This window comes from Cellulomonas sp. (genome assembly GCF_035634735.1).
Classification (GTDB): domain Bacteria; phylum Actinomycetota; class Actinomycetes; order Actinomycetales; family Cellulomonadaceae; genus Cellulomonas.
The window spans coordinates 1-14,265 of record NZ_DASQCJ010000082.1 but is presented as its reverse complement, the minus strand read 5'-3'; the positions used below and the strand labels follow the sequence as shown (position 1 = coordinate 14,265).

General features: G+C 75.6%; 12 protein-coding genes. 10 read left to right on the top strand and 2 right to left on the bottom strand.

Annotated features, from left to right (window positions below):
• The 8 genes from VER05_RS07465 to VER05_RS07430 form a co-directional block, all read left to right on the top strand.
• Window positions 1-573, top strand: a 573-nt coding sequence (locus VER05_RS07465) for an extracellular solute-binding protein (RefSeq protein ID WP_324844749.1), incomplete at its 5' end; no start/stop codon positions are given.
• A gap of 70 nt (window positions 574-643) precedes the next feature.
• Complete coding sequence (locus tag VER05_RS07460; RefSeq protein WP_240933662.1) at window positions 644-1,612, top strand: carbohydrate ABC transporter permease; 969 nt, start codon at window positions 644-646, stop codon at window positions 1,610-1,612.
• Window positions 1,612-2,529, top strand: coding sequence for a carbohydrate ABC transporter permease (locus VER05_RS07455; protein WP_324844748.1), 918 nt, complete (start codon window positions 1,612-1,614; stop codon window positions 2,527-2,529). Before VER05_RS07460 ends, VER05_RS07455 begins: the two co-directional genes overlap by 1 nt.
• A 9-nt stretch (window positions 2,530-2,538) precedes the next feature.
• Window positions 2,539-4,812, top strand: coding sequence for an alpha-xylosidase (gene yicI, locus VER05_RS07450; protein WP_324844747.1), 2,274 nt, complete (start codon window positions 2,539-2,541; stop codon window positions 4,810-4,812).
• Between the two features lie 167 nt (window positions 4,813-4,979).
• Window positions 4,980-6,434, top strand: a complete 1,455-nt coding sequence (locus tag VER05_RS07445) for a beta-glucosidase (RefSeq protein ID WP_324844746.1) — start codon at window positions 4,980-4,982, stop codon at window positions 6,432-6,434.
• A 92-nt stretch (window positions 6,435-6,526) separates the two neighbouring features.
• On the top strand, window positions 6,527-6,838 hold the full coding sequence (locus VER05_RS07440) for a hypothetical protein (RefSeq protein ID WP_324844745.1): 312 nt from the start codon (window positions 6,527-6,529) through the stop codon (window positions 6,836-6,838).
• A gap of 25 nt (window positions 6,839-6,863) precedes the next feature.
• Window positions 6,864-7,694 (top strand): alpha/beta hydrolase, encoded by an 831-nt coding sequence (locus tag VER05_RS07435; protein WP_324844744.1) that lies wholly within the window; start codon window positions 6,864-6,866, stop codon window positions 7,692-7,694.
• Window positions 7,691-8,467 carry an alpha/beta hydrolase gene (locus VER05_RS07430; protein WP_324844743.1) on the top strand — a complete coding sequence of 259 codons (777 nt, stop codon included), beginning with the start codon at window positions 7,691-7,693 and terminating at the stop codon, window positions 8,465-8,467. The genes VER05_RS07435 and VER05_RS07430 overlap by 4 nt, the downstream gene beginning before the upstream one ends.
• Window positions 8,468-8,527: 60 nt before the next feature.
• Here VER05_RS07430 and VER05_RS07425 read toward each other — a convergent pair whose 3' ends face one another.
• A complete protein-coding gene (locus VER05_RS07425; RefSeq protein ID WP_324844742.1) occupies window positions 8,528-8,989 on the bottom strand; it encodes a hypothetical protein in 462 nt (153 codons plus the stop codon).
• A complete protein-coding gene (locus tag VER05_RS07420; RefSeq protein WP_324844741.1) occupies window positions 8,986-11,184 on the bottom strand; it encodes a hypothetical protein in 2,199 nt (732 codons plus the stop codon). Before VER05_RS07420 ends, VER05_RS07425 begins: the two co-directional genes overlap by 4 nt.
• Before the next feature lie 220 nt (window positions 11,185-11,404).
• Between VER05_RS07420 and VER05_RS07415 the strand changes: the two genes are divergently transcribed.
• Both VER05_RS07415 and VER05_RS07410 read left to right on the top strand, forming a co-directional pair.
• Window positions 11,405-13,159, top strand: coding sequence for a hypothetical protein (locus VER05_RS07415; protein WP_324844740.1), 1,755 nt, complete (start codon window positions 11,405-11,407; stop codon window positions 13,157-13,159).
• Window positions 13,156-14,187 carry a hypothetical protein gene (locus VER05_RS07410; protein ID WP_324844739.1) on the top strand — a complete coding sequence of 344 codons (1,032 nt, stop codon included), beginning with the start codon at window positions 13,156-13,158 and terminating at the stop codon, window positions 14,185-14,187. The genes VER05_RS07415 and VER05_RS07410 overlap by 4 nt, the downstream gene beginning before the upstream one ends.
• Window positions 14,188-14,265 lie beyond the last annotated feature (78 nt).

Sequence of the window (14,265 nt, the reverse complement as noted above, 5' to 3'; positions counted from 1 at the left end):
CAGGCGACCGAGAAGCTCGACGAGTGGATCAAGGCCGGCTACATCGCGTCCGACTCGGCCGCGCTGACCGCCGAGGACATGGGCGTCTCGTTCATCAACGGCACCTACCCGATCATGGTCTCCGGCTCCTGGTGGTTCGGCCGCCTGGTCGAGGAGATCCCGTTCACCTGGACCCAGGCGCTGTTCCCGGACAACACGATGCACCCGGGCTCGTCCGGCAACCTGTGGGTCGTCCCGGAGAACGCCGCCAACAAGGACCTGGCGTACGACTTCATCGACATCACGCTGCGCCCCGAGGTGCAGGAGATCCTCGGCCAGAAGGGCGGCCTCCCGGTCGCCGGCGACTCCTCGGCCATCACGGACGAGAAGACCAAGGAGATGACCGAGAACTTCGAGTCGATCCTCGACGAGGACGGCCTGGCGTTCTACCCCGACTGGCCGGTTCCGGGCTACTACGACGTGATCGTGAGCGAGCTCCAGTCGCTGGTCAACCAGTCGAAGTCCCCGTCCGAGGTGCTGGACGGCCTGTCCACCGCCTACCAGGACGGCAAGACGGACCTGCTCGAGGGCTGAGCGTCCACCCCCTGCCCGGGCCGGCGGCGACCACCGCCGGCCCGGGCGCCCCACCTCGCGAGGAGCTCCTGTGACCACCGTCGACCGCGCCGCGCCGCCGTCGGAGCCGCGCACCCGCGGCACCCGCCGCGGCCGCCGTTCGCGCGACTGGGTCGGGTACCTGCCCTACCTGCTGCCCGGCCTGATCGCCTTCACCGTCGTCATCCTGATCCCGTTCGGGATGAACATCTGGTACAGCCTGCACAAGTGGAAGGGCGGCAACGCCCCGCTGCGCTGGTACGGGCTCGGCAACTACACCGACCTGCTCGCGGACGAGCAGTTCTGGACGTCGTTCCGGAACTCGATCGCGATGATCCTCGCGATGGTGGTGGTGCCGACGCTGATCGGCCTGCTGCTCGCGACCACGCTGTTCGACGTGCTCGGCAAGCGGTTCGGCCCGCGCGTGGCCTCCGTGCTGCGCGCCACCTACTACCTGCCGCAGATCCTGCCGGTCGCCGTCGCCGGCGTGCTGTGGAACTGGATCCTCAACTCGCAGACCGGCGCGGTGAACGTGGTGCTCCGCGAGATCGGCGTCGCGAACCCGCCCAACTGGCTGGGCTCGACCGACACCGCGCTGCCGACCGTGATGCTGGTGCTGATCTGGATCCAGATCGGCTACCCGGTCGTCATCTTCATGTCCGCGCTGCAGCGCGTCGACCCGGAGCTGTACGAGGCCGCCGAGCTCGACGGCGCCGGCTGGTGGCACCGGTTCCGCGCCATCACGATCCCGCAGATCAAGCCCGAGACGTTCGTCATCACGCTGACCTGCACGGTGGCCGCGCTCAAGGTGTTCGGCCCGATCTACGTGCTGACCCGCGGCGGCCCGGAGTCGTCGACCCTCGTGCCGTCGTACTACTCGTACCTGAACTTCTTCGACAAGTCGAAGGTCGGCTACGGGGCCGCGATCGCGAACGTCCTGACGGTCCTGATCATCGCGATCGCCGTCGTCATCATGGTGCTGCAGGCCCGCAGCGCCCGCCGCGAGGAGGAGGGTCGCTGATGGCCGCCCCGATCGAGACGCTGCCGACGCCGGTCGCCACGGGGCGCCCGCCGCGCCCGCCGCGCGCGAAGGCCACCGACGTCGACCGCCGGCACCGCCGCGGCACCGCGCGCTGGTTCGTGCTCGCCGCCGCGGTCGGAGTCGCCGTCGTCATGCTCGTGCCGTTCGTCATCATGGTGCTGAACGCGTTCAAGGCGCCCGCGGACTACTCGCAGAACGGCCCGCTGTCCTGGCCGGCGGAGTTCTACACCGAGGGCCTGCGGAACTTCTGGACCCGCGTCAACTTCCCCGAGAAGCTGGTCAACTCGATCTGGATCTCCGGCGCGGTCGCGATCTTCGCCGTCGTGCTGTCGCTGTTCAGCTCGTACGCGCTCGGCGTCGGCCGGGTCAAGGGCCGGATGTGGATCGTCACGCTGTTCCTGCTCGCGAACATGCTGCCGCAGGAGGTCCTGGTCTACCCGCTGTTCCAGATGGCGCAGGAGGTGGGGCTGTCCAACAACCAGTGGTCGGTGATCATCATCTTCACGGTGATCCAGGCGGCGTTCGGCACGTACCTGCTGTCCTCGGTGCTCGGCACGTTCCCGAAGGCGCTGCTCGAGGCGGCGTCCCTCGACGGCGCGGGCCGGTGGCGGACCCTGTGGGGCGTCGTGTTCCCGGTGGTCCGGCCGACGCTCAGCGTCCTGCTGATCTTCTTCTTCATCTGGACGTGGAACGAGTTCTTCATCCCGCTGGTCATGCTCACGACCAACGCCACCCAGACGATCCCGGTGGCCCTCGCGTCGCTGCAGGGCGACCGCATGATGGACGCCCCCACGACCAACGCGGGCGCCCTCGTCTCGATGATCCCGGCGATCGTCTTCTTCCTCATCTTCCAGCGCACGCTGACCCGCGGGATCACCGCGGGCGCGGTCAAGTAAGGGCACACCATGAAGTTCACCGACGGCTACTGGCAGACCCTCCCCGGCGTCACCGTGCAGCGCCCGCGCGCGGTCGACGAGGTGGTCCTGGGCGAGCGGTCGCTCACCGCCTACGCCGGCACCGGCCGCCTCGTCACGCGCGGCGACACCCTCAACCACCCGCTCATCACGATCACGCTCGACTCGCCCGCCGAGGGGGTGCTCGGCGTGACGATCGAGCACCACCAGGGCGGCGTCGACCACGGGCCGGCGTTCGGGCTCGCCGACGCAGCGCCGCACGTCGCGGTCGCCGGGCCGACCGAGGAGGACCCCCGGGCGTCCCTGACGACCGGCAACCTCACCGCCCGGGTGTCGACGACGGGGGAGTGGGCGCTCGACGTCGAGGTCGACGGCCGGGTCGTCACCGGCGCCACCTCGCGCGGCGTCGGCGTGATCACCGACGCGGAGGGCCGGCCGTTCGTCCGCGAGCAGCTCGGCCTCGGCGTCGGGGACCACGTCTACGGCCTGGGCGAGCGGTTCACCCCGTTCGTGAAGAACGGCCAGACCGTCGACATCTGGAACGCGGACGGCGGCACGTCCTCGGAGCAGTCGTACAAGAACGTGCCGTTCTACCTGACCGACGCGGGCTACGGCGTGTTCGTCGACCACCCCGGCCACGTCTCGTTCGAGATCGGCTCCGAGGTCGTGTCCCGGACGCAGTTCAGCGTCCCCGGGCAGCGGCTGCGCTACTACGTGATCGCCGGCCCCGAGCCGAAGGACGTGCTGCGCCGGTACACCGCGCTCACCGGCCGCCCCGCCGCCGTGCCGGACTGGTCCTACGGCCTGTGGCTGTCGACCTCGTTCACCACGGACTACGACGAGGCCACCGTCATGTCGTTCATCGACGGCATGGCCGAGCGCGGGCTGCCGCTGTCGGTGTTCCACTTCGACTGCTTCTGGATGCGCCGGTTCCACTGGTGCGACTTCGTCTGGGACCCGGCGACGTTCCCGGACCCCGAGGGCCTGCTCTCCCGGCTGCACGACCGCGACCTGCAGGTGTGCGTGTGGATCAACCCGTACATCGCGCAGCGCTCGCACCTGTTCGCCGAGGGCGCCGAGCGCGGCTACCTGGTCAAGCGCGCGGACGGCTCGGTCTGGCAGTGGGACATGTGGCAGGCGGGCATGGGCCTCGTCGACTTCACCAACCCCGAGGCCACCGCGTGGTTCAAGGAGAAGCTGCGGGCGCTGCTCGACATGGGCGTCGACTGCTTCAAGACCGACTTCGGCGAGCGGATCCCGACCGACGTCGTCTGGCACGACGGCTCGGACCCCGAGCGGATGCACAACTACTACACGCACCTCTACAACAAGGCCGTCTTCGAGCTCCTCGAGGAGGTCAAGGGCGAGGGCGAGGCGGTGCTGTTCGCGCGGTCGGCCACCGCCGGCGGCCAGCAGTTCCCGGTGCACTGGGGCGGCGACTGCGAGTCGACGTTCGTGTCCATGGCGGAGTCGCTGCGCGGCGGGCTGTCGCTCGCGTCGTCCGGCTTCGGCTACTGGTCGCACGACATCGGCGGGTTCGAGGGCACCCCGGACGCCGCGGTGTTCAAGCGCTGGCTCGCGTTCGGCCTGCTGTCCTCGCACTCCCGGCTGCACGGCTCGTCGTCGTACCGGGTGCCGTGGGCGTTCGACGAGGAGTCGGTCAAGGTCACGCAGCGGTTCACCGAGCTCAAGCTGGCGCTGATGCCGTACCTGTCCGCGGTGGGCCGCGAGGCGCACACCGACGGTCTGCCGGTCATGCGGCCGCTGTTCCTCGAGTTCCCGGACGACCCGGGCGCCGCGACGGTCGACACCCAGTACGCGCTGGGGTCGTCGCTGCTGGTCGCGCCGGTGTTCACCGCGGAGGGCGACGTGGACGTCTACGTGCCCGAGGGCGAGTGGACGTCGCTGCTCGACGGCTCGACGGTGTTGGGCCCGCGGTGGCACCGGCAGCGGCACGGCTTCGACTCGCTGCCCGTGCTGGTGCGGCCCGGCACGCTGCTGCCGGTCGGCGCGCGCACCGACCGCCCGGACTACGACCACGCCGACGGCGTCACGCTGCGGGTGTTCGGCCTGGCGGACGGTGCCGAGGCGCGGACGACGGTCCGCGGCGCGGCGGGCGACGTGGAGTTCGTCGCGCGGCGGTCGGGCGCGGCGGTCACGGTCGAGGCGACGGGCGCGGTCCCGGCCGCGTGGTCGGTGGCGGCGGCCCTGGGTACGCCGCAGGCGGCCCGGGGCGCCCGCGCGGAGCTCACCCTCCCCGCCTGACCCCGCCCCGCTCGCCGAGTGGGCAGTCGATGTCGCCTCCGGGCGACGTGAGGGGACATCTACTGCCCGCTCGGCGGGACACGACGGGGCGGGAGCGCTCCCACAGCCGTGTATCGTATCGATTCGACATCGCCGTCCCGCGGCTCACCCGAACCGAGGAAGCTCTGATGACCACTTCTCGCCCCTCCGGGCGCACGTTCCCCGCCGACTTCCTGTGGGGGTCGGCCACCGCGTCCTACCAGATCGAGGGCGCCGCGACCGAGGGCGGCCGCGCGCCGTCCATCTGGGACACGTTCTCCGCGCGCCCGGGCGCCGTGCTGAACGGCGACACCGGCGCCGTCGCCGCCGACCACTACCACCGGGTCCCCGAGGACGTCGCGCTCATGCAGTCCCTGGGCCTGCAGGCGTACCGCCTGTCGATCGCCTGGCCCCGGGTGCAGCCGACCGGCTCGGGGGAGTGGAACGCGGAGGGACTCGCGTTCTACACCGACCTCGTCGACCGGCTGATCGCCGCGGGCATCAAGCCCGTCGTCACGCTCTACCACTGGGACCTGCCGCAGGCGCTGGAGGACGAGGGCGGCTGGGCGAACCGCGAGACGGCCTACCGGTTCGCCGACTACGCCCGCAAGCTCGCCGAGGTGCTGGGCGACAAGGTCACCGTGTGGACCACGCTGAACGAGCCGTGGTGCTCCTCGTACCTCGGCTACGCCTCCGGCGTGCACGCCCCGGGGCGCACCGAGCCCGCCGCGGCGCTGGCCGCCGTGCACCACCTCAACCTCGCGCACGGCCTCGCGGCCCGCGCGATCCGCGAGGTGCTCGGCGACGCCGCCCAGGTCTCGATCACCCTCAACCTGCACGTGACCCGGGCGGCGTCCGACGCCCCCGAGGACGTCGAGGCCAAGCGCCAGGTCGACACCGTCGCGAACGAGGTGTTCCTGCAGCCGCTGCTCGAGGGCCGGTACCCGGAGAACGTGTTCGCCCAGACGGCCGCCGTCTCCGACTGGTCGTTCGTGCAGGACGGCGACCTGGAGATCATCCGGCAGCCGATCGACCTGCTCGGCATCAACTACTACTCGACGGGCCGGGTGCAGCGGCTGCACGGCGAGCCGGTCGTCGGCGACGGCAGCCCCGGCGTCGACGGGCACAAGTCGTCCGTGGTCAGCCCGTGGGTCGGCTGCGACGACGTCGAGTGGCTGCCCCAGCCGGGCCCGCACACCGCGATGGGCTGGAACATCGAGCCCCAGGGCCTCGTCGACCTGCTCCTCGAGGTGCACGAGCGGTACCCGTCCGTCCCGCTGGCGGTCACGGAGAACGGCGCGGCGTTCGCCGACGAGGTGTCCGCCGACGGCCGGGTGCACGACCTCGACCGCGTCGAGTACCTGCACGACCACATCGACGCGGTCGGCGCCGCGATGGACGCCGGCGCGGACGTGCGCGGCTACTTCGTCTGGTCGCTGATGGACAACTTCGAGTGGGCGTACGGCTACGACCGCCGGTTCGGCATCGTGCGGGTCGACTACGACACGCTGGAGCGGACGCCCAAGGACTCGGCGCTCTGGTACCGGGACCTCGTCGCGACCCGGACGATCGCGCCCGCGGAGTCGGCGGCCGGGCTGTCCTGACGCCGGCGACCCCGCTGACGGGACGCCACGCACGCCGGAGGGCGGCCGCCGCACGGTGGCCGCCCTCCGGCGCGCCGGGGGACAATCGGGTCGTGCCGTCCTCCCGCCGCTCCGGCAAGCGCCCGTACGCCGCCGAGCACGTCCCGCTCGACCTCGACCGGGTGCGCGGCGGCCGCACGTCCGAGGAGTCGGCGGACGGCGCGTGGACCGTGCAGCGGGTGGGCGGGTCCGACCGCACGTTCCGCTGCCCGGGCTGCGACCAGGAGATCGCGCCGGGCACGCCGCACGTCGTCGCCTGGCGGGCCGACGGGCTGTTCGGGGCCGACTCCGCCCTCGCGGACCGGCGGCACTGGCACGCCGCGTGCTGGTCGGCCCGGCACCGGCGGGGGCCGACGCGGCGCTGAGGGCGCCGGACTAGGCTCGTCGGCGATGACCGCCGCAGCCGCCCCCACGCCCATCCGCTCGCTCACCGTCCTGCCCGCGCACCGCGAGGAGGTCGAGCTGCACACCGCCGACGGCCTCACGCTCGTCGGCGAGCTCGCCCTCCCGGTCGACCCCGACGGCACCCCGCGCACGCCGGCCGCGACGCTGGTCACCCTGCACCCCCTGCCGACGCACGGCGGCTACATGGACTCGCACGTGCTGCGCAAGGCCGCCTGGCGGCTCCCGGCGCTGGCCGACGTCGCGGTCCTGCGGTTCAACACCCGCGGCACGTCCAGCCCGCGCGGCACGAGCGGGGGCGCGTTCGACGGCGGCGTCGCCGAGAAGTTCGACGTGCACGCCGCGATCGAGCTCGCCGAGTTCCGCGACCTGCCGCACCCGTGGCTCGTCGGCTGGTCGTTCGGCACCGAGCTCGCGCTGATGCACGGCCTCGACCCGGCGGTCGAGGGCGCCGTGCTGCTGTCGCCCCCGCTGCACCGGGCCACGGACGCCGACCTCGACGCGTGGGACGCCGACGGGAAGCCGCTGGTCGTCCTGGTGCCCGAGCACGACGACTACCTGCGCCCCGCCGAGGCGCGCGAGCGGTTCGCCCGGGTCCACCAGGCCGAGGTGATCGGCGTCGACGGCGCGAAGCACCTCTGGGTGGGGGAGCCGTACGTCCGGCGGGTGCTCGACGAGATCGTCCGGCACGTGCGCCCGGGCCTGCCGGTGCCGCTGCCGACCACCTGGGACGGGCCGAGCGAGCAGGCCGAGGCGCCCGCCGTCCCGCAGTCGCCCGACGGCGAGGCCTTCGCCGGATCCGACCAGGAGGACGCATGACCGCCACCGTCACGCTGCACGCGCTGCGCCCGGGCACCGGGCTCCCGCTGGTCCTGCTGCACGCCTTCCCGCTCGACTCCCGGATGTGGGCGGACGTCGCCCCGCTGCTGGACGGCCCGGTGCTCGCGGTCGACCTGCCCGGGCTGGGCGCGGCGCAGGGCGTCGCACTGCCCGAGCCGTCGCTCGAGGCGGCGGCCGACGCGGTCGCCGCCGTGCTCGCCGAGGCGGGGCACGCGCGCGCCGTCGTCGCCGGGCTGTCGATGGGCGGCTACGTCGCGCTGGCGCTGGCGGAGCGGCACCCGGGGCTCGTCGCCGGGCTCGGGCTGCTCGACACCAAGGCCACCGCGGACGCCGACGCGGCGCGCGCGAACCGGATGCGGGTCGCCGGCGTCGTCGAGTCGACCGGCACCGTCGACGAGGTGTTGCCGATGGCGACCGCGCTGCTCGGCGCCGCCTCGCGCGAGCGGCCGGGTCTCGTCGCGCGGCTGGAGGCGCTGATCGGCGAGCAGTCGCCGGCCGGCGTGGCGTGGTCGCAGCGCGCGATGGCGGCCCGGCCCGACCGCACGGCGGTGCTCGCCGGGTACCGGGGGCCGGCGCTCGTGCTCGTGGGCGAGGAGGACCAGCCGACGCCGGTGGCGGAGGCGGAGGGCATGGCGGCGGCGCTGGGCGTCGAGGCCGTGGTGGTGCCGGGCGCCGGGCACCTCACGGCCGTCGAGGCGCCGGGCGCGGTCGCGGCCGCGCTCGGGGACCTGCTGGGGCGGGCGCGGGGCTGAGCCCGCCGCCGGCTGCGGTCCGGGGCTCCGCCCCGGTCGAGCCGCCCGGCCCGCGGGTCGTCAGGCCGCGTCGTCGCCGAGCGCCCGGGCGAGCGCGACCGGCAGGTCCAGCGACTCCCCGTCCTTGCCGCCCGCGCCGATGACCAGCGGCGGGTCCTGCGGCTCGGGCCGCACCCCGCGCAGCCGCGCGGCCAGCGACGGCGGCACGGTGAGCACGTAGAAGCCGCCGTCGGTGCCGACCGCGACGGTGCGGTCCCGGCGCAGGTACCAGCCCTGCAGCGGCGTGCGGTACCGGCCGCGGCCGCCGTAGCCCTGCGCGTGCAGCGGCTCGGGCGCGACGCCGCGCGCACGGGCGTCGGCGACGAACCGCGCGATCAGCTCGCGGGCGCGGGCCGACTCGGCCTGGCGGCGGGCGCGGAGCGCGGCCTCGTGGGCGTCGGCGGCCTCGCGGCGGCGGGAGCGCCAGTCGGCGGCCGCGCCGTCGGACCCGTCCGGGCCCGACGGCGCGTCGCGCTCGCTCACTTCTCGGCCGGCGCGGCCGTGGCCTCGTCCCCGGAGGTCTCGGGGCCGTCCACGGGCTGCTGCGCGGCCTGCGCCGCCTCCTTCGCCGCCGCGGGGCGCTCGGCGTCCTGCGGGGCCGGGGCGGCGTCCGCGGGCTGCGCGTCGGCGCCGCTCGGGGCACCGGCCGCCGGGGCGGTGGCGGTCGCGTCCGCGGCGCCCTTCGCCCCGTCCGCCGCGTCGTCCTGCGCGCCGGCGGGCGCGGGGACCGCGGGCGTCGCCGCCGACACGGGCGCGGGCCGGCCCTTGCCGCGGGCCGGGCGCGCGGCCGGGCGGGCCGCCTGCTTGGCGTCGAACTGCGCCTGCGCGGCGTCGGCCTTCTCCAGCGTCGTGCGGTTCGGCGCCGGGTCGTGGCCGAGCAGGTTGCGCAGCTCGTCCAGGTAGGACGTGATCGACTCCCGCTGACGGTTGAGGTCCTCGACCTGGCGCTGCGACGTCGTGCGCTCGCGCTCGGACTCGGCCATCGCCTCGGACAGCGTCTTCTCGGCGTGCTCGCGCGCCTCGGCGACGACCCGGTCGGCGTTCGCGCGGGCGTTCGACAGCAGCTCCTTGGAGTGGTTCTGCGAGTCGACGCGGATCTTCTCGGCCTGCTCGAGGGCCTTGGCGACGCGCTGCTCGGCGTCGGCGGCGTGCGCCTCGGCGTCGGAGACGAGCTTCTCGGTCTCGGCGCGGGCGGTGGCGTGCCGCTCGGCGTCGGCGCGCTCGGCCGCCTCGCGCTGCGCGGCGATCTGCAGCTCCGCGTCCGCCAGCTGCTGGCGGGCCTGCGCGACGAGCGCGTCGGCCTCGGCGCGGGCGGCCGACCGGACCTCGTCGGCGGCGCGGTTCGCCTCGGTGAGCTGGCGCTCGACGTCGAGGCGGGTCGCCTCGCGGAGCTCGGCGACCTCGCGGTCCGTGCGCTCGCGCAGCTCGGCCGCCTCGCGCTCGGTGCGGTCGCGGAGCTCGGTGGTCTCGCGCTCGGCCAGCGCCCGCAGCGTCGCGGCCTCGTGCTCGGTGCGCTCGCGCAGCTCGGTGGTCTCGCGCTCGGCGGTGGCGCGGAGCTCGCTCGCGTAGTGCTCGGACTCCGCGCGGTGGGCGGCCAGCGCCTGCTCGGCCTCCTGGCGGACGGCGGCGATCTCGTCGGCGACGGCCGCGCGCAGCTCGCCGGTCTCGCGGTCGGCGGTCGCCCGCACGAAGCCGGAGTACTGCTCGGCCTCGGCGCGCAGGGCGGTCGTCTCCGCGGTCGCCCGCTGCTGGATCTCGGCGGCGGCGCGCTCGGCGGCGGACCGCACCGCGTCGGCGTGCGCGGCGGCGTCGGCGCGCAGCGCGCGGGACTCCTCGGCGGCGGCCTGGCGGGCCTCGGCGATCTCGGTCGCGGCGACGGACCGCTGCATGGCGGCCCAGCGCTCGGCCTCGGTGCGGAGCTCGGCGAGCTCGCCCGTGACCCGCTGGCGCAGCGCGGTCGTCTCGGCGTCGGCGGCCTGGCGCAGGTCCTGGTCGTACCGCTCGGCGTCGGCGCGCATCGCGGTCGTCTCCGACTCGGTGCGGGTGCGCAGCTCCTCCGCGGCCTGCTCGGTGCTGATCCGGAGCTCGGTCGTCTCGCGCTCGACCGTCGCCCGCAGCGTGCCGAGCTCGCGCTCGAGCGTCGCCCGGCGCTCGCTCTCCTCCGTCTGGATGGCGGTCTGGATCCGGGCGGCCTCGCGCTCCGCCGACCCGACCAGCTCCTCCGCGCGCCGCTGCGCGCCGGTCAGCGCGCTCTCGGCCTCGGTGTGCGCCGTCGACCGCTCCTCCGTCGCCTCGCGGCGCGCGGTGGCGAGCATCTCGGCGACCTCGTTCTCCGCGCGGGCGCGGAGCTGGCCGGCGGCGAGCCGGGCCCGGGCCAGGGCGTCGGACGCCTGCGCGTTCGCCTGCTGCACGACGTCCGAGGACTGCTCCTCCGCGGAGCGCAGCAGCATCTCGATCCGCGAGCCCAGGCCGGAGTAGGTGGGCCGCTCGGCCTCCCGCAGCTGGCGGTGCGCCTCGGACAGCTCGCCCGAGATCTGCAGCACCCGCTCGTCCATCGACGCGACCTGGCTGCGGGCGTCCTGCAGCGCGCGCTCGAGCTCCGACATCCGGGTGTCGACGGGTCCGCGGTCGTAGCCACGGAAGTTGACCACCGGGAAGGGCGTACGGTCCTCTGCCACGAAGTTCCTCCTGCGAGCGCGCGCGAGCGCTTGTGGGGACGGCCTCCGGGCGGGAGGCTCGGGGCGTCGGTCGGCCCGCGTCCGCCGTCCAGGGTATCGGCAGCGCCGCGGCGCGGGACACCCGTCCACCGGGCCCGCGCCGACCCCGCAGCCGGCCCGATTTGCCCGGACCCCGAGGTGGTCCGCCTATCCTGGGGCGTCACGTTCGAGAGGAAGATGCGTGCTCCAACGACTGATCGCCGCCGTCCTCGGGGTGCTCGGGGTCGCGGCCATCGGGCTCGGCGTCGCCTCCGCCACCGCATGGCGGGCGGACGACCCGCTGGTCGCCACGGCCGCGCCCGGGGGCGACACCCGGACCCTCGTGACCGACCCCGGCGTGCTCGAGCTCGCCGGCGACCCGGTGACCGTCACCGTGCGCGCCGACGGCTCGCCCGTCGTGCTCGCCGTGGGCCGGGACACCGACGTCACCGCCTGGGTCGGCAGCGACCCGTACGAGCGGGTCACCGGCCTGTCCGACTGGCACACGCTCGCCACGACCGCAGGCCAGGACGCGGCCGAGTCGTCCCCGAGCCCCTCCGCCACGGCGACCGAGGAGGCCGCCGCCGAGGCGGCCCCGTCGCCGTCGGCGAGCGAGGAGGCGGGGGCCGCCGCCGCGACGGCCGCCGACCCGACCGGCAGCGACATGTGGGTCGTCGAGGTGGCCGGCGACGGCTCCGCGACGCTGGAGTGGCCGGCCCAGGAGGGCCGCTGGTCGCTCCTCGCCGTCAGCCTCGGCGACAGCGCGCCGGTGCTCGACCTGTCCTGGCCGCAGACCGTGACCACGCCCTGGCTGTGGCCGGGCGTCGCGCTCGGGGTGCTGCTCCTGGCGGTCGCCGCGATCCTCCTCGTGCGCATCCTGCGCGAGCGGCGCGAGGGCCCGGACGCGGGGTGGACCGACGTCAGCACCGGGACGCTCGCCACGGTGCCGCTGCCGGGCGCCGGCGGCGCTGCCGGCGCGCCGGCCACGACCGGCGACGGCACGCCCGCCGGGGTGGTCCCCCTGGGGACCGTCACGCCCGGTGCCCCGCCGACCCGGCGCCAGCTGCGCGAGGCCGAGGCGGCCGCGGCGGCGGCGCGCAGGCGCGGCGGGCGCACGCCCACCGGGGCCGTGCCCGTCGTCACCGGGGCGACGCCGGCGGTGACCGGGGCGACGCCCGTGGTGACCGGGGCGACGCCCGTGGTGGACGAGGCGAGGACGCCGGCCGCCGGCGCGCCCGCCGACCACAGCGCCCGCGCCGGCGCCCCGGACCGGGAGCGGGACTCCGCCGCGCGTCCGGCCGGCGGCGCCCCCGGCACGCCGGCGACGACCGGCGCGACCCCCGCGCCCGGCGCGCGTGACGACGCGACCACCGCCCTCCCGGCGGTCCCCGGGGCGCCCGGGACCGCACCGGCGTCGCCGGTGACGGAGACCCCGGCCGCCGACGAGCGCACCGCGGGGCGGCGGCTCGCCGACCGCCTGCCGTGGCGCCGGGGGCGGGCGTCGCACGACGACCCGGGTGCCGACGCGACGGGCACCGCCGCGACCGGCACCGCCGCGACCGGAGCGGCGGGGAGCGCGCCCGGGTCGGCCCCGGCCGGTGCCGGCTCGGCGTCGCCGGCGGCCACGGCGTGGTCGCCCGTGCCGGGCTCGACCCCGGCGACCCGCCCGGCGGCCGGCCCCGCGGCCTCGACCCCACCCGCGGCACCCGCCGCGCCGACGCCGCGACCCGCCGCGGCGCCCGGCGCCGCCACCCCGGGCGTCCCGCCCGCGGGCCCGGCGGCCCGTCCCGGCGCCGCGCCGCGCGGCACCGGGGCCTCGGGCGAGGAGGACGACGCCGCGACCCGCGCCCAGCGCGCCGACGCCTGGCGCCGCATGTGGGGCTTCCCCAGCGCCGACGAGGGCGGGACGCCCGCCCAGCAGGACGACGACACCCGGGGCACGGAGGAGGGCCGATGACCGCACGCACCACGGGGCACCGCCCCGGCGCAGCCCGCCTGCGCCGTCGCCTCGCCGGCACGGCCGTCGCGCTCGTCGCCGCCCTCGGGCTGGCGGCCTGCGCCAACCCGGTGCCCGAGCCCACGCCCGACGCGGTGCCGGCGGTCCCGCCGCCGGCGCTCACGGTGGCGCAGTCGACGAACGTGCTCGACCAGGTCGGCACCGTGCTGGCGGCGGGGGACCAGGCGCTGGACGCCACGGGCCTCGGCGCCCGGCTGTCGGGCCCGGCGCTCGCCATCCGCTCGGCGGAGTACGTCCGGGCGACCGCCACCAACGGCGAGCGCGCCCCGGTGGCGATCCCGACGACGGCGCAGACCACGATCACGCCCGACACGACGAGCTGGCCGCGCACCCAGATGGTGGTGACCACGCAGCCCGACGACCTCCAGGCGCCGCTGCTGCTCGTCCTCACGCAGGACGGTCCGCGCGACCCGTACCGGCTCTGGAGCTGGGCGCGGCTCGGCCCGTCGGTGCAGATGCCCCTGACGGCGACGCCCGAGGAGGGCAGCGAGCCCGTGGCGATCGACGACACGTCGCTGCTGCTGCCGCCCGGCGAGGCCGTCGCGCAGTACGCCGACGTGCTGACCAACGGCGACGCGTCGTCGTACGCGGCCACGTTCCCGGCGGACTTCTTCCGGACCGCGATCACGGAGGCGCGCAACCAGACCGCCGCGAGCCTCCAGGCCGTCGCGACGGTGGCGGAGACCGTGGCGCCGGTGGCGGGCGCCGTGACCTCGCTGCGCACGGCGGACGGCGGCGCGATCGTCGTCGGTGAGTTGTCGACGGTCACCACCGCCACCCTGTCCCAGGGCAGCATCACCCTGAACGACCCGTTCGACGCGGCTCTCGCCGGCAAGGGCAGCGTGTCGAGCAACCTGGTCCGGACCTGGACCGACGTGGTAGCGATGTACGTGCCGCCGGCGGGCGGCGCGCAGCAGGTGACCGTGCTGGCGGCGGAGCACGCCCGCACGGCGGTCACCGGTGAGTGATGACGTGAGAGCACGCGAGAGCAGGAGCACCTCGGCATGAGCCAGAACCCGGCCCACGACCCGCGCCTCAACGTGCGT

What these genes read in the sequence shown, in the direction of transcription:
- VER05_RS07435 (WP_324844744.1), top strand. Translation starts at nt 6,864, where the DNA reads ATGACCGCCGCAGCCGCCCCCACGCCCATCCGCTCGCTCACCGTCCTG.
- VER05_RS07430 (WP_324844743.1), top strand. Translation starts at nt 7,691, where the DNA reads ATGACCGCCACCGTCACGCTGCACGCGCTGCGCCCGGGCACCGGGCTC.
- VER05_RS07455 (WP_324844748.1), top strand. Translation starts at nt 1,612, where the DNA reads ATGGCCGCCCCGATCGAGACGCTGCCGACGCCGGTCGCCACGGGGCGC.
- yicI (WP_324844747.1), top strand. Translation starts at nt 2,539, where the DNA reads ATGAAGTTCACCGACGGCTACTGGCAGACCCTCCCCGGCGTCACCGTG.
- VER05_RS07445 (WP_324844746.1), top strand. Translation starts at nt 4,980, where the DNA reads ATGACCACTTCTCGCCCCTCCGGGCGCACGTTCCCCGCCGACTTCCTG.
- VER05_RS07410 (WP_324844739.1), top strand. Translation starts at nt 13,156, where the DNA reads ATGACCGCACGCACCACGGGGCACCGCCCCGGCGCAGCCCGCCTGCGC.